The sequence below is a fragment of the Tabrizicola sp. T74 genome (assembly GCF_057219935.1).
The window spans coordinates 483669-499414 of sequence record NZ_JBXVVT010000004.1 but is presented as its reverse complement, the minus strand read 5'-3'; the positions used below and the strand labels follow the sequence as shown (position 1 = coordinate 499414).

Annotated in this window: 16 protein-coding genes; 5 read left to right on the top strand and 11 right to left on the bottom strand. The window is 65.3% G+C overall.

Features of this window, described 5'->3' with window-relative positions; all coding sequences use genetic code 11:
• Positions 1 to 38: 38 nt before the first annotated feature.
• From AC2EAL_RS14550 to AC2EAL_RS14535, 4 genes are all read left to right on the top strand, one after another.
• A complete protein-coding gene (locus AC2EAL_RS14550; protein WP_484724942.1) occupies positions 39 to 2477 on the top strand; it encodes a GcvT family protein in 2439 nt (812 codons plus the stop codon).
• Positions 2474 to 4039, top strand: a complete 1566-nt coding sequence (locus AC2EAL_RS14545) for a trimethylamine methyltransferase family protein (RefSeq protein ID WP_484724941.1) — start codon at positions 2474 to 2476, stop codon at positions 4037 to 4039. The genes AC2EAL_RS14550 and AC2EAL_RS14545 overlap by 4 nt, the downstream gene beginning before the upstream one ends.
• A 23-nt stretch (positions 4040 to 4062) precedes the next feature.
• Complete coding sequence (locus AC2EAL_RS14540) at positions 4063 to 4962, top strand: NAD(P)-dependent oxidoreductase (RefSeq protein ID WP_484724940.1); 900 nt, start codon at positions 4063 to 4065, stop codon at positions 4960 to 4962.
• Between the two features lie 72 nt (positions 4963 to 5034).
• On the top strand, positions 5035 to 6141 hold the full coding sequence (locus AC2EAL_RS14535; RefSeq protein WP_484724939.1) for a cystathionine gamma-lyase: 1107 nt from the start codon (positions 5035 to 5037) through the stop codon (positions 6139 to 6141).
• Positions 6142 to 6204: 63 nt separating this feature from the next.
• Here AC2EAL_RS14535 and AC2EAL_RS14530 read toward each other — a convergent pair whose 3' ends face one another.
• The 6 genes from AC2EAL_RS14530 to radA all read right to left on the bottom strand — a co-directional run bounded on the left by AC2EAL_RS14530 (position 6205) and on the right by radA (position 11465).
• Positions 6205 to 6873 carry an SDR family oxidoreductase gene (locus tag AC2EAL_RS14530; RefSeq protein WP_484724938.1) on the bottom strand — a complete coding sequence of 223 codons (669 nt, stop codon included), beginning with the start codon at positions 6871 to 6873 and terminating at the stop codon, positions 6205 to 6207.
• 72 nt (positions 6874 to 6945) lie between these two features.
• Positions 6946 to 7314 (bottom strand): iron chaperone, encoded by a 369-nt coding sequence (locus AC2EAL_RS14525; RefSeq protein ID WP_484724937.1) that lies wholly within the window; start codon positions 7312 to 7314, stop codon positions 6946 to 6948.
• Complete coding sequence (locus AC2EAL_RS14520; RefSeq protein WP_484724936.1) at positions 7315 to 7884, bottom strand: DUF2199 domain-containing protein; 570 nt, start codon at positions 7882 to 7884, stop codon at positions 7315 to 7317. It lies immediately after the preceding gene.
• 3 nt (positions 7885 to 7887) lie between these two features.
• A complete protein-coding gene (gene purF, locus AC2EAL_RS14515) occupies positions 7888 to 9351 on the bottom strand; it encodes an amidophosphoribosyltransferase (RefSeq protein WP_484724935.1) in 1464 nt (487 codons plus the stop codon).
• A gap of 82 nt (positions 9352 to 9433) precedes the next feature.
• Positions 9434 to 10075, bottom strand: a complete 642-nt coding sequence (locus tag AC2EAL_RS14510; protein ID WP_484724934.1) for a CvpA family protein — start codon at positions 10073 to 10075, stop codon at positions 9434 to 9436.
• A 34-nt stretch (positions 10076 to 10109) separates the two neighbouring features.
• Positions 10110 to 11465 carry a DNA repair protein RadA gene (gene radA, locus AC2EAL_RS14505; protein ID WP_484724933.1) on the bottom strand — a complete coding sequence of 452 codons (1356 nt, stop codon included), beginning with the start codon at positions 11463 to 11465 and terminating at the stop codon, positions 10110 to 10112.
• Positions 11466 to 11627: 162 nt separating this feature from the next.
• On the opposite strand from radA, the gene AC2EAL_RS14500 reads away from it, so the two are divergent.
• Entirely contained in the window at positions 11628 to 12239 is a 612-nt protein-coding gene (locus AC2EAL_RS14500; RefSeq protein ID WP_484724932.1) for a hypothetical protein, read from the top strand.
• Here AC2EAL_RS14500 and AC2EAL_RS14495 read toward each other — a convergent pair.
• Genes AC2EAL_RS14495 through alr form a run of 5 tightly spaced genes read right to left on the bottom strand, consistent with a single transcriptional unit; the run spans position 12236 to position 15670 of the window.
• Positions 12236 to 12661, bottom strand: a complete 426-nt coding sequence (locus AC2EAL_RS14495; RefSeq protein WP_484724931.1) for a paraquat-inducible protein A — start codon at positions 12659 to 12661, stop codon at positions 12236 to 12238. The genes AC2EAL_RS14500 and AC2EAL_RS14495 overlap by 4 nt on opposite strands.
• A 30-nt stretch (positions 12662 to 12691) precedes the next feature.
• Positions 12692 to 13057 carry a hypothetical protein gene (locus AC2EAL_RS14490; RefSeq protein WP_484724930.1) on the bottom strand — a complete coding sequence of 122 codons (366 nt, stop codon included), beginning with the start codon at positions 13055 to 13057 and terminating at the stop codon, positions 12692 to 12694.
• A 44-nt stretch (positions 13058 to 13101) separates the two neighbouring features.
• Positions 13102 to 13848, bottom strand: coding sequence for an ABC transporter ATP-binding protein (locus tag AC2EAL_RS14485; protein ID WP_484724929.1), 747 nt, complete (start codon positions 13846 to 13848; stop codon positions 13102 to 13104).
• Positions 13845 to 14624 (bottom strand): MlaE family ABC transporter permease, encoded by a 780-nt coding sequence (locus AC2EAL_RS14480; protein WP_484724928.1) that lies wholly within the window; start codon positions 14622 to 14624, stop codon positions 13845 to 13847. Before AC2EAL_RS14480 ends, AC2EAL_RS14485 begins: the two co-directional genes overlap by 4 nt.
• Complete coding sequence (alr, locus tag AC2EAL_RS14475; RefSeq protein WP_484724927.1) at positions 14621 to 15670, bottom strand: alanine racemase; 1050 nt, start codon at positions 15668 to 15670, stop codon at positions 14621 to 14623. Before alr ends, AC2EAL_RS14480 begins: the two co-directional genes overlap by 4 nt.
• Positions 15671 to 15746 lie beyond the last annotated feature (76 nt).

The following is a 15746-nucleotide window of genomic DNA, read 5'->3' as shown; positions in this document are numbered from 1 at the left end:
CCCGTGGGATGTTTCTGGACAGATGAAAGACCTAAGTGATGGCTGAGATTCCGACGAAAGCGCGGGCGGTGGTGATCGGGGGCGGGGTCTCCGGCTGTTCTGTGGCCTATCACCTGGCCAAGGCGGGCTGGACCGACGTTGTGCTCTTGGAGCGTCGGAAGCTGACCTCGGGCACCACCTGGCACGCGGCAGGGCTGATCGGCCAGCTGCGCGGGTCGGCGAACATGACGCGGCTCGCGAAGTATTCGGCGGATTTGTATCGGGGGCTTGAGGCCGAGACGGGCGTTGCCACCGGGATGAAGCAGGTCGGCTCAATCTCGGTCGCGCTGACGAAAGAGCGGCACGAGGAGCTGCTCCGCCAGGCCACGGTGGCGCGGATTTTCAATGTCGAGGTGCATGAAATCAGCCCGAACGAGGCAAAGGCCAAGTATCCGCACCTGAACATTGATGGCGTCGTGGGAGCAGTGGCGTTGCCATTGGATGGACAATGCGACCCGGCGAATATCGCGATGGCGCTGGCCAAGGGCGCGCGGATGCGGGGCGCGAAGATCTTCGAGAACACGCTGGTCACCAAGGTGACGACGGCTGGTGGACGAGTGACGGGCGTGGACTATGAAACCGCCGAAGGACCCGGCCATATCGACGCCGATGTCATCGTCAACTGCGGCGGGATGTGGGGCCGCGACCTTGCGGCGCAGAACGGTGTCACCCTACCGCTTCACGCTTGCGAGCACTTCTACCTCGTCACCGAACCCGTTGATGGACTTAAGGATTTGCCGGTCCTCCGTGTTCCCGACGAATGCGCCTATTACAAGCAGGACGCCGGCAAGATGATGCTCGGTGCCTTCGAGCCCAAGGCCAAGCCCTGGGGGATGGAGGGCATCCGCAAGGACTTCGAATTCGACACCTTGCCGGAGGATTGGGACCACTTCATGCCCATCCTCGAACACGCGATGAACCGGATGCCGCTGTTCCAGACCGCGGGCATCCACACCTTCTTCAACGGCCCCGAAAGCTTTACCCCCGACGACCGCTACTACCTGGGCGAGGCGCCCGAGGTGAAAGGCTATTGGATCGCCGCTGGATACAATTCCATCGGCATCGTCTCCTCCGGCGGCGCGGGCCAGGCGCTGGCACACTGGATCACCGAAGGTGAGCCGCCCTTCGATCTCTGGGAAGTCGACATCCGCCGCGCCCAGCCCTTCCAGAAGAACCGCCGCTACCTGAAGGAGCGCGTCTCTGAAACCCTCGGCCTCCTCTACGCCGACCACTTCCCCTACCGCCAGGTGGTCACGTCCCGTGGTGTCCGCCGGTCGCCGATTCACGAGCACCTGAAGGCCCGTGGCGCGGTTTTCGGTGAGGTCGCGGGCTGGGAACGCGCCAACTGGTTCGCGAATCAAGGGCAGGAGCGGGAGTACCGGTACAGCTGGAAACGGCAGAACTGGTTCGACAACCAGCGCGCCGAGCATATGGCGGTGCGGGAACGCGCGGGTCTCTTCGACATGACCAGCTTCGGCAAGATCCGCATCGAAGGCCGCGACGCCTGCGCCTTCCTCAACCGCATCTCCTCGGCGCAAGTCGACGTACCCGTGGGGCGCATCGTCTACACGATGTTCCTCAATGATCGCGGGGGTATAGAGGCCGATCTTACCATAACGCGCCTCTCCGAGACCGCCTATCTGGCAGTCGTCCCGGGCGCGACGCTGCAGCGCAACCTCGCCTGGATGCGGCAGAATGTCGGTGACGACTTCGCGGTCATAACCGATGTCACCGCCGCCGAGTCTGTCCTCTGTTTGATGGGTCCGCAGTCGCGCGACGTGCTGGCCAAGGTCTCGCCCAGCGACTTCAGCAACACAGCGCATCCCTTTGGCACAGCGCGCGAAATCGAGATCGGCATGGGCCTCGCCCGCGCGCATCGGGTGACCTATGTCGGCGAGCTGGGGTGGGAGTTGTACATCAGCGCCGACCAGACCGCCCATGTCTTCGAGGCGATCCTTGAGGCGCAACCGGACCTGAAACTTTGCGGCCTCCACACGTTGGACTCTTGCCGGATCGAAAAGGCCTACCGCCACTGGGGCCACGACATCACCGACGAGGATCACGTGCTGGAGGCAGGCCTCGGCTTCACGGTCAGCCGGAAGAAGCCGGCCTTCCTGGGCCGCGAGGCCGTGCTGCGCCGCGAACAGCAGGGCCTCGACCGCCGCATGGTCCAGTTCCGGCTGCAGGACCCAGAGCCGCTCCTGTTCCACAACGAGGCGATTGTCCGCGATGGGGAAATAGTCGGGCCCGTCACCAGCGGCAACTACGGCCACTTCCTCGGCGGTGCCATCGGCATGGGCTATGTCCCCGCCAAGGGCCAGACCGATGACGACATCCTGGGCTCTGCTTACGAAATCGAGGTTGCGGGGCAGCGCCACGCCGCCATCGCAAGTCTTGTTCCGATGCACGATCCGAACTCCGAAAGGGTAAAGGCATGACCGACCTCTCCGACCTGCCGGGTGAGACCTGCGAACCCGCCCGCGCCCGCCGCTCTGGCGGTCGACAGGCGCGGGTTGCCCTGCGCGCCGCGCCCCTGGCCGATGATGTGAAGCCGGTCCGCGCGGGCCTGCCAGGAGGTCAGTACAAGCCGCTGACCGAGGCCGGTGTCCAGCAGATCCACGCGGCAGCACTCGACGCGCTGGAACAGATCGGCCTAAGCCAAGCCCCGGAATCCGGGCGCAAACTTCTGACCGAAGCAGGGGCGATCCTGGGCGATGACGGCCGCATCCGCTTTCCCCGTGCGCTGGTCGAGGACATGCTGGCCATCGCCGCCCGCAACATCACGCTTTACGCCCGCGACCCGAAGCACGACCTGCACCTGACCGGGACCAACGTGCATTACGGCACGGCGGGCGCGGCAGTGCATATCGTCGATCCGGTGACGCTCGACTATCGCGATTCGACCGCGCAGGACCTGTATGATGCGGCGCGCCTGGTCGACAACCTAGACAACATCCACTTCTATCAGCGCACGATGGTCTGCCGCGATGTGGCCGACAACAAGGAGATGGACCTGAACACGCTTTATGGCTCGCTGGCCGGGACCGTGAAGCATGTCGGGACAAGCTTCTCCGACCCGTCGCATGTCGCCGATTGTTTCGAAATGCTCTACATGGTGGCGGGGGGCGAGGAGAAGTGGCTGGAACGGCCCTTCGTCTCGAACTCCAACTGCTTCGTCGTCCCTCCGATGAAGTTCGCCGAGGAATCCTGCATCACGATGGAGGATTGCATCCGGCGCGGCATGCCGATGCTGCTTCTGTCGGCGGGACAGGCCGGGGCGACGGCGCCGGCGCCGATTGCCCTGACGATCGTGCAGGCGGTGGCTGAATGCCTTGCGGGCGTGGTCTATGTGAACGCGATCAAGCCCGGCGCGCCTGCCATCTTCGGGACCTGGCCTTTTGTTTCCGATCTGAGAACAGGCGCGATGTCGGGTGGCAGCGCGGAGCAGGCCCTGCTGACCGCCGGTTGCGCACAGATGCACCGGTTCTACGACTTACCAGGCGGGGCGGCTTCCGGGATTTCCGACAGCAAGCTTCCCGACATGCAGGCAGGTTGGGAGCAGGGGATCACCAACGCGCTGGCCGGGTTGGCGGGTCTGAACATGTGCTACGAGGCGGTCGGGATGCACGCCTCGCTGCTGGGCTTCTGCCTGGAATCGCTGGTGCTTGGCGACGATCTCCTTGGCCAGACGATGCGGCTGGTGCGGGGGATCGACGTGACGCCAGACTCGACCAGCCTCGACGCGATGAAGGAGGTCTGCCTGGGTGGACCCGGCCACTACCTTGGCTCGGACCAGACGCTAAAGCTGATGCAGACCGAATACATTTACCCCAACGTCGGCAACCGCATGTCGCCCAAGGAATGGAATGAGGCTGGCAAGCCGCTTCTTCTCGACACCGCCATCGCCCGGAAGAACGCGATCCTGGCCAAGGCGGGCTGCCGGGTGGAACCGGAGATCGACGCAGCGATCCGCAAGCGGTTCAACATCTACTTCAAGTAATCCAAGCAAGGCACGGGAAACACATGCATTACGGATACATCGGCCTTGGAAACCTGGGCGCAGCCTGTGCGGGCTGCCTGGTGAAGGACGGCTTCAAGGTCACGGTCTACGACCTCAATTCAACGCTCGCCGAGCCCCTTGTCGCGCAAGGCGCCGTGCTGGCGAACAGTGCCGAGGAACTCGCGGCCTCGGTCGATCATGTCATCACCTGCCTGCCCTCGCCGGCAGTGTCGGAACGCGTGCTGCGGAACATCCTGCCCAAGATGAAGACGGGGGCGAGCTGGGTGGAGATGTCCACTCTGGGCCGCGACGAAGTTCTTAAGCTGGCCGCCATAGCGGCGGACGCGGGCGTTCGGATGATGGAGCTGCCGGTCACCGGCGGGGTGCATCTGGCCTATCAGGGCAAGATCACCATGCTCGCGGGCGGGGACAAGGATCTTTACGACCTGCACTACAAGGCGATGCAGGCGATGGGTGACCGGATCTTCCACATGGGGCCGCTGGGGTCGTCCTCGATCATCAAGGTCATCACCAACATGCTGGCGTTCATCCACCTGAAGGCCACGTCGGAGGCTCTGATGCTGGCCAAGCGGGGAGGCCTTGATCTGGCTCAGGCCTGGCATGCGATTAAGGCTTCTTCCGGAAACAGTTTCGTGCATGAGACCGAGGGCGCGCTGATCCTGAACGGGTCCTATGACATCGCCTTCAACATCGACCTTGCGCTGAAGGACCTCGGGTTCGCGCTGGGGTTCGGGAAGGAATTCGGGGTGCCCCTGGACCTCGCCAGCATGACCAACCAGACCTACATCGCGGCCAAGGCAGCCTATGGCGGCGAAGCCCAGTCGCCGATGATCGCGAAGCTTCTGGAAGACCTTCTGGGCACCGACCTGCGCGCCCCGGGCTTCCCCGCGCGGCTGGAATGAGGGGTTGAGGCGGGTGTTCCGACCCGATAGCGTCAGGTAGATCCCGCAACCCGCTGATTTCGCAGGAACACCATGACCGACGAAACCGACGCCCGCATCGCCCGCCTGCTGCATCACCGGAAGGCGGGTCTTGCCCTGGGCGAGCCGGTCGTCCCGCCGATCTCGGTCGCAACGACCTTTCACCTGCCGCAGGCGCAGGGGGCGGCGCATTACTATGGGCGGTCCGGCCAGCCGACCTGGGACGCGGTCGAGGCGCAGTTGGCGATCCTGGAGGCGGCGGAGGTGGTGAGCTTCCCCTCGGGCATGGCAGCGATCACGGCGGCGCTGGTGTGCTGCCTGAAGGCCGGGGCGAAGGTGATGATCCCCGCGGACGGCTACTATGTGACGCGGCTCCTGGGCCGAGACCTGTTGCAGGTCTACGGGGTGGAGGTGGTGCAGGTCCCGACGCTGGAGATGTCGGAGCACGATTTCTCTGGCTTTCAGGTCATCTACATCGAAACTCCTTCGAATCCGGGTCTCGACGTGGTGGACATCGCGGCGCTGGCCCGGAAAGCCCACGCCGCCGGAGCGCTGCTGATCGCCGACAACACGACGATGACGCCGCTGCTGCAGCGCCCGCTGGACCTCGGGGCCGACCTGGTGGTCGCCGCCGATACCAAGGCCCCGGCGGGGCATTCGGATGCGCTGTTTGGCCATGTAGCGGGGCGGGATGCCAACCTGATGGCTCGGGTGCGGGAGTGGCGGCGGCAGTCGGGCTCGGTGCCCGGGCCGTTCGAGGCCTATCTGGTGCACCGGGGGCTCGAGACGCTGGAGGTGCGGCTTGCCCGCATGTGCGCCTCGGCGGCGGTGATTGCAGAGCGGCTGGCCGCGCATCCAAAGGTGCGGGGGCTGCGCTATCCGGGGCTGGCGGGGGATGCGTCCCACTGGGCGGTCGGGGGCCAGATGGTGAATGGCGGCTTCCTGATCGGGTTCGAACTCGCGGGAGAGGCGGAAGCGGAAGGCTTCCTGTCTCGCTGCCCGCTGATCGAGCAGGCGACAAGCTTTGGCGGGGTCCATACGGCGGCCGAACGGCGGTCGCGCTGGGGCGATGCGGTCTCGGACGGGTTCATCCGGCTGTCTGTGGGGGTGGAGCCGGTCGAGGTGCTTTGGGCTGCCATCGAGGGCGCACTGGCGGGGTAGGGGCCAAATTTCTTGAGTAAGAAATTTGTCAAATTCCTTACTAAAGGAATTTGGGTCCCAAGCTTACAGCGTGTCCAGAATGCGCGCGGCTTCCGCCTGCAGGTCGGCCAGTTTCGTCCGGTCTTCGCCTGGGAAGAAGCGGGCGCGGGTGGCGGTGGGCAGGCCCTTCGGCTCGGCAATCACGACGCGCGGGCCATGCTTGGCGCCCTCAACCTGCCAGCTGCGGGCCAATGCCATCTGGGCGGCCTTCGTCGCGCCGTATGAGCCGAAGAAGGGCTGCCCGGCGCGGGGGTCGTCGAGGAAAAGGGCAGTGCCGTCATGGGCGCGCAAGAGGGGCTCGACCATCGGGATAAGCATGCCGGTGGCGCGGGCGTTGGTGGCCAGCGACTTTTCCCAGTCCTTCTGGTCGATATGCCCGGTGGGGGCTAGCGGGGCCGCATGGATGGCTGCGTGGACCCAGAGGTTCAGGCCACCCCAGCGGTCGTGGACGCTTCGACACAGATGCCGCATCGCGTCGTCGTTGGTCACGTCCATCGGCGCCAGTGTCAGTGCCCCCGCACCCGGCAGGCCCGCGCGCTGGACGCGGTCGTCCAGCTCCTCCAGACCGCCAACAGTGCGGGCGACCGCCACGACATGCCAACCGCGCAGCGCAAGTTGCTCGGCCAAGGCGGACCCAAGGCCGCGCGAGGCGCCGGTGACCAGTGCGACTTTGGGGGCTATCTTCTGGGTCATGCGTCGGTCCTTGTGGGGCTGTCGGAGCCTCCGGCGGGAGTATTTTTGAAATGGGCAAATGGCAAGGGGCGCTCAGGCCTTGCGACCATAGCCCGCAGCAATCTCGGCCTGGCGGGTGGCGATGATCTGGTGGAGGAGCGCGTCCGGGAGCGGGCGGTCGGGGGTGAAGAGGACGCCGGATTTCGATGTCTTGAAGGGCGCGCAGTCGATCAGCGGGATCACCGTGCCGGAATGGGGGTAGAGGCCGAGGTGTTTGGCAAAGGCCGCGTAGCCGATGACCATCTTGCCCTTGGGCCCGGGCTGACGGAAGCCGGGCATGGCGTAGGACATGACCTCCAGATGGTCGGGGAGGAGGGCCTTGAGGCGGATGCGGAGGGTGGTCAGGGCCTCGCGCTGGTCGGGGGGCAGGGTGGCGATGTAGGCGTCAACTTCGGCGGACACTCAGGCCTCCCCCAAGTGCGGGCGCAAGTCGTGGCCGAAGGTTGCGTAAATGTCGAGAAGCTGGTCGAAGCTGATACCTTGCGTCTGCGCTGCGTACAGGCCGGATTGCTTCACGACAGTGAATTCCGGCCTGCCGGAGCCGCCAAGGAACCGGACATCCAGTACCAGCCCCAAGCTGTCCGGGAAGCCGGGTAGAGCATTGGCGAGATGTCCCGGGCAGGTGCCGAGGGTGGCTTCGTCCGCCGTCCCGAATGCTGTGTGATAGGCACGGAACACACCTTCGGTCACCTCTGCCCAGGGTCCATAGGCAAAGCTGGCATCGGTCCCGAGGATCGGCATCGTGAGAAGGCCGCGCAGGTAGAAGCGGGTGCCTTCAGAGCAGAAGTCGGCCGTCAGCTTGTCGCGGCCCATTGTAACCGTACCACCGTTGCGACGGAAAGAGACATGCGGCCAGGCGTCCGGGTGGTCATAACCCACGTCCAAGACGCCCTTTACGGCCTTGCCGCAGCAGGGGCAGCGGTAGTCGCTGTCAGTGAACCGTTGCCAGCGCCGGTCCGGGGCCAGCGTCATCCCTCACTCCGCCGCCTTCATCTCGAAGCCTTCCTCGATCTTGTCGGTGGGCGCGACCGGGTAGTCGCCGGAGAAGCAGGCGTCGCAGAACTTCGGGTTTGCGGCGTCGCGGCCTGCGGACTCACCGGCGGCGCGGTAGAGGCCGTCGAGGGAGATGAACTTCAACGAGTCCACGCCGATCCAGTCGCGCATCTCGTCTTCGGACATCGTGGCGGCAAGGAGCTTCGAGCGTTCGGGCGTGTCGACGCCGTAGAAACAGGGCCAGGCGGTGGGGGGCGAGGCGATGCGGAAGTGGACCTCGGCGGCGCCTGCTTCAAGGATCATGTCCTTGATCTTGCGGCTGGTGGTGCCGCGCACGACCGAGTCATCTACCAGGATCACCCGCTTGCCCTTGATCAGCGCGCGGTTGACGTTCAGCTTCAGCCGGACGCCCATGTTGCGGATGTGGTCGGTGGGCTCGATGAAGGTGCGGCCCATGTACTGGTTGCGGATGATGCCCATCGCGTAAGGAATGCCGCTTTCCTGGCTGAAGCCGATGGCTGCGGGCGTCCCGCTGTCGGGCACAGGGCAGACGAGGTCGGCATCCACCGGTGCCTCGCGCGCGAGTTCGACGCCGATCTGACGCCGGGTCTCATAGACCGACCGCCCGCCGATGATCGAGTCAGGGCGGGAGAAATAGACGTTCTCGAAGATGCAGAACCGCGACTTCGCGGGGGCGAAGGGGCGGGTCGAGTCGATCTTGTTGCCTTCGATCACCACCATCTCACCCGGCTCGATCTCGCGCACGAACTCGGCGCCGATGATGTCGAGGCCGCAGGTCTCCGACGACAGCGCCCAACCGGAATCGCTCAGTCGGCCCAGAACCAGCGGGCGCACGCCCAGGGGATCGCGGACGCCGATCAGCTTGGTCCGGGTCATCGCAACGACCGAGAACGCGCCCTCCACCCGGCGCAAAGCATCCTTGATGCGTTCGGACAGGTTCTTCTGGATCGACCGCGCCATCAAATGGATGATGCATTCGCTGTCGCTGGAGGACTGGAAGATCGACCCGCGCTCGATCAGCTCACGCCGCAGGGCGCTGGCGTTCGTCAGGTTCCCGTTGTGGGCAATCGCGCAGCCGCCCATCGAAAATTCGCCGAAGAAGGGCTGCACGTCGCGGATCGCGGTCGCGCCCTTGGAGCCTGCGGTGGAATACCGGACATGGCCGATCGAGAGCGACCCGGGCAGGGTGTCCATCACCTCGGGTTTGGTGAAGTTGTCGCGCACATAGCCGAAGCGGCGGGCCGAGTTGAAGCCGTGGTCGGGGTGGTAGCTGACGATCCCGCCCGCCTCTTGCCCGCGGTGCTGCAGGGCGTGGAGGCCAAGCGCCACGAAGTTCGAGGCATCGGCCACGCCCACGACGCCGAAAATCCCGCACTCCTCCTTCAGTTTGTCGTCATCGAAGGGGTGTGCGCGGAAGGGGGCCATGCGTCCGAATCCTGTCCAGAACCTTGGCCCGCTATGTACGGCAGCGTCTCGGGGCTGTCACGCCCCGAAACGCCGGTTTGGGTCACGGATTGGTGGCAGGTGCTGCAGGTGCAGGTGCGTCAGGTGCAGGTGCTTCGGGCGCAGGGGCGGCCGGATCGACCGGCGCAGTGCCCGGGGCGCAGACATTGGTCAGGTCGTTATAGCGGTCGACGATCCAGCCCGGGGCGTCCGAAGGGATGTTCTGGTCGATCTGCGCCTGGAAGTTCGCGAAGACCAGTGCGGTGCGGCTGTCATCGATCATGGCGATCTGCTGGTCGGCAAGGACCCGGTCGTAGACGATGAAGGCGATGGCGATCAAGAGGACCCCGCGCGCCGCGCCGAAGAGGAAACCCAGCGCCTGGTCGATCCCGCCAAGGGCCGACCGCTGCACCGCGCCGGAAAAGAGCGGGGTGAAGAGCGCGGCGACGATCAGGCCGACGACGAAGACCCCGGCGAAGGCCGCGACGACCGACAACTCGCAGCTGTCGGACAGGAACTCACCCACCACGGGAAGCTCTTTCACCAGGGGTTGCACGCCCGGCGCGAAGTAGTAGGCGGCTATTGCGGCACCGATCCAGCCGATGATGGCCATCAGCTCTCGCACCAGCCCGCGCGAGAAGGCGAGGATCGCCGATATCACGATGATAAGCGCAGCGCCCCCATCGACAGCGGTCAGGTTTTCCATCGGTTACGTCCTCATTCCGTTCACTATCAAGGCTTTATCCTGCCCCGAACATCTCGCCCACAAACGCGGTAAGGTCGGCCATCTGCCGGACCTTCACCCCCGCCACCCCTTCGGTTTTCGAATGGGTCGGCACAGTCGCCTGTGAGAAACCAAGTTTCGAGGCCTCTTTCAATCTGTTTTCCGTCTGGCCGACCGGGCGCAAGGCTCCCGAAAGGCTGATCTCGCCGAAAAGCACCATGTCGGGCGGAATTGCCACATCCTCGCGCGCAGAGAGAAGCGCACCGGCGACGGCAAGATCGGCAGCGGGTTCGTTGACGCGCAGGCCTCCGGCGACGTTCAGGAAGACGTCAAGGCCCGCGAAGGGGATGCCGCAGCGCGCCTCCAGCACAGCAAGGATGGTCGAGACGCGGCCTGAGTCGAGGCCGACAACCGTGCGACGCGGGCTGGCGAGCGTGGAGGGAGCGACAAGGGCCTGGATTTCGGTCAGGACGGGACGCGTGCCCTCGATGCCAGCAAAGACTGCAGACCCGGGGGAAGGCTGGTCACGGTTGGCCAGGAACAGGGCCGAGGGGTTCGGCACTTCGGCCAGGCCTCCGCCCGTCATCTCGAACACGCCGATTTCGTCTGCGGGGCCAAAGCGGTTCTTGACCGCGCGCAGGATGCGGAACTGGTGGCCGCGCTCGCCTTCGAAGTAGAGGACAGTGTCGACCATGTGTTCCACGACGCGGGGGCCGGCGATCTGGCCCTCTTTCGTGACGTGGCCCACAAGGATCACCGCCACGCCGCGGCGCTTGGCGAAGGTCACCAGCTCATGCGCCGCGGCGCGGACCTGGGAGACAGAGCCGGGCGCGGCCTCGACCTGGTCCAGCCACATGGTCTGGATGGAATCGATGATGGCAAGTGCGGGACGTTCGGCGTCGAGCGTGGTCAGGATGTCGCGCAGGTTGGTTTCCGCGCCAAGCTGGACGTTGGCGTCGGTCAGCCCCAGCCGTTGCGCCCGCATGCGAACCTGGGCCGAGGCTTCCTCGCCCGAGATATAGAGGCATTTCAGACCCTTGCGGGCGAAACTTGCAGCAGCTTGCAGTAGAAGCGTCGACTTGCCGATGCCCGGATCACCGCCCACCAGGATCGCCGAGGCCGGGACCAGCCCGCCGCCAAGGACCCGGTCCAATTCATCGATGCCGGACGACGCGCGGGGCGGCGGGGCTTCCTCGGTCGCAAGATCGCTCAGCGGGATCGCGCGGCCCTTGGCCCCCAGCGCCTTCGGGCCAGAGGACAGCGGCGCCTCCTCGACGATGGTGTTCCACCCGCCGCATGCGTCGCACTTGCCGGCCCATTTGCGATAGGCGGCGCCGCATTGAGTGCAGGTGAAGGACGCAATCTGTTTCATCGGGGGGGACAGTGGCCCGGCAATTGGGCAGGATCAAGGCAAGTCGTGGACAGTAGTGGGGTGGAACAGACCGGTATCCGCGGCCGAATCTTGGGATTTGCCGCCACGGCCTGTGTTGTGGCACCATCCCAAGCATTGTTCGGAAGCCGATTGGAGACCCACATGCGCGCCTGGTTCCTTCTGCCTTTGCTTCTGCCCAGCCCGGCCCTGGCACAACAGATGTGTGCCGCCGAGGCGGTGGGCGATGTCCCGCCCTGCATGGTCGGTTACTGGACCGGCGAGAACGACATGGCCGAGCGTCTGGACCAGATGATGGGGCGCCTGGGCGCCGATGCCACGGTGATTCCGGATGCAGAGTCGGGTCGATACCTCTTCATCCGGATCGGCGCGGACGGCAGTTTCGTCACCTCGCCTCTGACGGCGGCGGCAGATGTCGCAATCTATTCGGATACGGCCTTCATCGGCGAGTTCGAGGCCAGGCTGGCCGCAGCGGGTGGCACCGGCCTCTTTTTCGCCTCGGGTGGCGAAGCGCTCAGCTTCTGCACCCGCTCGGGCGGCTGGGGCGTCATGTCGATCGAAGGTGACGGCGGCGGCGCGGCGGCCCCGGTGCGGTCCACAGGGACGGGCTTCGTCCCCGCGATGCGCTATGATTGTGCGGGGGACAGCCTGCAGATCTTTGTCGACCTGCCGCCGCCGATGGGGACGGTCACCTACGACCTGACCCGCATCCCCGCCAGTGCCATCCCGCCCGAGTTCGAGGTGCTGTTCGATTAGGCTGCGGGCTTCGACTTCCAGGAGACGAAGATCGACGCCAGGATGCAGCCGGTGAAGAGGTAAAGGCCCCAGGCGGTCTCGATGGTGACATAGCCCGCGCCCTTCACGATGACGATGTAGAGCGCGATCAGGAAGACATCGGCCATGGCGAGTTTGCCAAGGATTTCGAGTGCTGGGAGTGTCTTGGGCGACAGGAGGTTCCAGTGCAGAAGCGCGAGGCCGATGGTCTTGGCGTAAGGCGCGAAGATCGCGAGGAAGGTCACGGCCAGAGCGAGGACCGCGTCGGACTCCCAGAGCGATTGGAGGCCGGTGATGACGCTGACCTCATCCATCCCGAAGATCGGCAGAAGGGCGGCGCGGAGGAGCGGCGCGAACCAGGCGATGGGAAAGAGGATGAGGAGGGCTAGGTTGAGGTAGCGCACTGACTCACCCTTTATCTTTATGCATACGGCTTAACGCGTTGAAGCCAGTGCAAGTAGACCAGCAAGAACGAACACCGCAGCAAGAGCACTCGCGTAGACGTAAGGCTTATTGCCGAGATAATCCTCTCCTTCAAGCGACACAAGGAAGCAGAAGAGGAATGCAAAGCCTGCGATAACAATCGCAATCCCGGGAAACAACCAAGCATGTAATGGCGCGACATAGCCCGTCCATGCGGCCAAGGCAAAGCATGCGAGGTACACCGTCAAGACAAGGTCGACCATTCTGAACCAGAAAAGCCTTCTCGGGTTCGGTCGCGTTCCCTTGTCCCCATAGGCCGCTCGCCGCGCCAAGTACACGAGCCATTCAAATACCGCTTCCAGCACCGTTTGAAACATCGAAAGTATGAACCTGATAAGGAGTTCGAGAAGCTCTCCCAAACCTACCTCACACTCTCAATCGGCCCATCCGCCCGCCCGTGGATGAACTGTTGCACGTAAGGGTCGGGCGTCGCGTCCATTTCCCCGACCGGCCCCGTCCACCTAATCACCCCACCATGCAGCATCGCCACGTTGTCGGCAATCGCGCGGACCGAGGACATGTCGTGGGTGATGGTCATGGCCGTCGCGCCCATCTCGGTGACGATCTCGCGGATCAGGTCGTTGATGACGCCGGCCATGATCGGGTCAAGGCCGGTGGTCGGCTCATCGAAGAAGATGATCTCCGGCTCTGCCGCGATGGCGCGGGCCAACCCGACGCGTTTCTGCATGCCGCCGGACAGTTCGGCGGGGTATAGGTCGGCGACCTCGGGTTTCAGCCCCACGCGGCGCAGCTTTTCCACCGCGACCTCGCGGGCCTGGGTCTTCGGCAGCGCCTTCGGGCCGCGCAAAAGGCGGAAGGCGACGTTTTCCCAGACCTTCAGCGAGTCAAAGAGTGCCCCGCCCTGGAACAGCATCCCGAAACGGGCGAGGAAGGCATCGCGGTCGGCCTTGGTGACGTCCTGCCCGTCCAGCGTGATTGTCCCCTGGTCCGGCCGCACCAGCCCCAGGATGCACTTCAGAAGGACCGATTTCCCCGTCCCCGACCCGCCGATGATGACCATCGAGGTGCCCGAAGGAATGCTCAGGTTGACCCCCTGCAGCACCCGGTTCTGGCCGAACCGTTTGTGGACCTCGGAAAGCGCGATCATGACGAGAAGAACACTTCGGTCAGGACGTAGTTCGCGGCGAGGATCAGCACGCTCGCCGAGACCACCGCCGCTTTCGTCGCCGCCCCCACGCCTTGCGCGCCGCGGGCCGAGTTCATCCCGTGATAGCAGCCCATCAGCGCGACGATGAAGCCGAAGACCGCGCCTTTCACCAGACCCGAGCCGATGTCCCAGGCCTCCAGGAAATCCACGGTGTTCTTCAGGTAAGCGGCTGAGTTGAAGTCGAGCCGCGTGATCCCCACCAGCCAGCCGCCCATGATCCCGATCGCATCGCCCACCGCGACCAGGACCGGCATCGACAGGGTCGCGGCGATGACGCGGGGGACGGCCAGGTATTTCAACGGGTTGGTGGACAGGGTCACCAGCGCGTCGATCTGTTCGGTCACCTTCATTGTGCCGATTTCCGCCGCGATGGAGGATGCCACCCGCGCCGCGACCATCAGGCCGCCGAGGACCGGGCCAAGCTCTCGCGTCATGCCGATGGCGACGATCGAAGGCACGACGGATTCGGCGTTGAACCGCGACCCGCCTGCGTAAATCTGCAGGGCCAAGGCGCCGCCGGTGAAGATCGCGGTCAGGCCCACGACGGGCAGCGAATACCAGCCGATCTGCAGGATCGAATGGCACAGCTCGCGCAGATAGAACGGCGGGCGCAGGATGTGGCCCACCACCTGCAGCGCAAACAGCGTCACCCGACCGACCGCCGCGATGGCCTGCAGGACCGGACGGCCCAGCGACCCGAGCGTCGCCTCGATCATGCGCCACGCTCCTGATAGCGGCGGGTGTAGCGGGACCCGAGCGCGGTCAGAAGCTCATAGCCGATAGTGCCGGCCACATCGGCCAGCGCGTCGATGGGCTGGTTGGGGCCCAGGATGTCCAGCGCCTTCGGCACTTCGGGCAAGTCGGTGATGTCGACGGTGATGAGGTCCATCGAGACGCGGCCGACCAGCGGGCAAGGGGTGTCGCCATCCCAAAGACGCGCCTTGTTCGACAGGGTGCGCGGCAGCCCGTCGGCATAGCCAGCGGCCACCGTGGCGATCAACGAGGGGCGATCCGCCACCCAGGTACAGCCGTAGCCGACCGGTTCGCCGGGCGCCACCTCACGGGTCTGGATGACCGGCAGGGACAGGGAGACAGCGGGAATCGCTGCCGTATAGGGCAGGCCGCCGTAAAGGCCGACGCCCGGGCGCGTCAGGTCGAAGTGATAGCGCGGGCCCAGAAGGATGCCCCCGGTCGCGGCCAGGCTGCGCGGCAGGCCGGTGCCGTCGGTCATTTCGTGGAAGGTGCGCAGTTGCGCCTCGTTCAGGGGATGATCCGGCTCATCGGCGCAGGCGAGGTGGCTCATGAGGAGTTCCGGCCCGGCATCGACCAGGATCGGCGCCACGGCCTGCCATTCCAGCAGCTCGACGCCCAGACGGTTCATGCCCGTATCCAGCTGCACGCCAAAGGGATGGCCCGGCAGCGCCTCAAGATGGCGGGTGATCTGCTCCAGGCTGTTCAGCATCGGTGTCAGGTCAAGATCGCCGATCATCTCGGTATCGCCCGCCATGTGGCCCGACAGGACCGCGATCTGCGGCCCCGGCCCCAGGGCCTGGCGGACCGCCGCGCCTTCCTCGGCCAGGGCCACGAAGAACCGCCGCGCGCCCGCACCCGCCAGCGCGCGCGCGACCCGCGTGGCACCCAGGCCGTAGGCGTCGGCCTTCACGACCGCCGCAGTCTGCACGCCCGGACCGGACAGCCGGTCCAGCGCGCGCCAGTTTGCGGCAATCGCACCGAGATCAATGGTAAGGGTTCCGCCTGCCATGCGGCTGTTTTGACCGGGGCGGGGGCGGGGTCAAGGGAAAACCTTGGACCGGGCAGTTGCTTGCCCTTTCCCGCGC

Excerpts from the sequence above, each read along its gene's own strand:
- radA (WP_484724933.1), bottom strand. The coding sequence starts at position 11,465 with ATGAAACAGATTGCGTCCTTCACCTGCACTCAATGCGGCGCCGCCTAT.
- AC2EAL_RS14520 (WP_484724936.1), bottom strand. The coding sequence starts at position 7,884 with ATGACGCTGGCCCCGGACCGGCGCTGGCAACGGTTCACTGACAGCGAC.
- AC2EAL_RS14510 (WP_484724934.1), bottom strand. The coding sequence starts at position 10,075 with ATGGAAAACCTGACCGCTGTCGATGGGGGCGCTGCGCTTATCATCGTG.
- alr (WP_484724927.1), bottom strand. The coding sequence starts at position 15,670 with ATGGCAGGCGGAACCCTTACCATTGATCTCGGTGCGATTGCCGCAAAC.
- AC2EAL_RS14530 (WP_484724938.1), bottom strand. The coding sequence starts at position 6,873 with ATGACCCAGAAGATAGCCCCCAAAGTCGCACTGGTCACCGGCGCCTCG.
- AC2EAL_RS14540 (WP_484724940.1), top strand. The coding sequence starts at position 4,063 with ATGCATTACGGATACATCGGCCTTGGAAACCTGGGCGCAGCCTGTGCG.
- AC2EAL_RS14490 (WP_484724930.1), bottom strand. The coding sequence starts at position 13,057 with ATGTTTCAAACGGTGCTGGAAGCGGTATTTGAATGGCTCGTGTACTTG.
- purF (WP_484724935.1), bottom strand. The coding sequence starts at position 9,351 with ATGGCCCCCTTCCGCGCACACCCCTTCGATGACGACAAACTGAAGGAG.
- AC2EAL_RS14500 (WP_484724932.1), top strand. The coding sequence starts at position 11,628 with ATGCGCGCCTGGTTCCTTCTGCCTTTGCTTCTGCCCAGCCCGGCCCTG.
- AC2EAL_RS14480 (WP_484724928.1), bottom strand. The coding sequence starts at position 14,624 with ATGATCGAGGCGACGCTCGGGTCGCTGGGCCGTCCGGTCCTGCAGGCC.
- AC2EAL_RS14485 (WP_484724929.1), bottom strand. The coding sequence starts at position 13,848 with ATGATCGCGCTTTCCGAGGTCCACAAACGGTTCGGCCAGAACCGGGTG.
- AC2EAL_RS14545 (WP_484724941.1), top strand. The coding sequence starts at position 2,474 with ATGACCGACCTCTCCGACCTGCCGGGTGAGACCTGCGAACCCGCCCGC.
- AC2EAL_RS14535 (WP_484724939.1), top strand. The coding sequence starts at position 5,035 with ATGACCGACGAAACCGACGCCCGCATCGCCCGCCTGCTGCATCACCGG.
- AC2EAL_RS14550 (WP_484724942.1), top strand. The coding sequence starts at position 39 with ATGGCTGAGATTCCGACGAAAGCGCGGGCGGTGGTGATCGGGGGCGGG.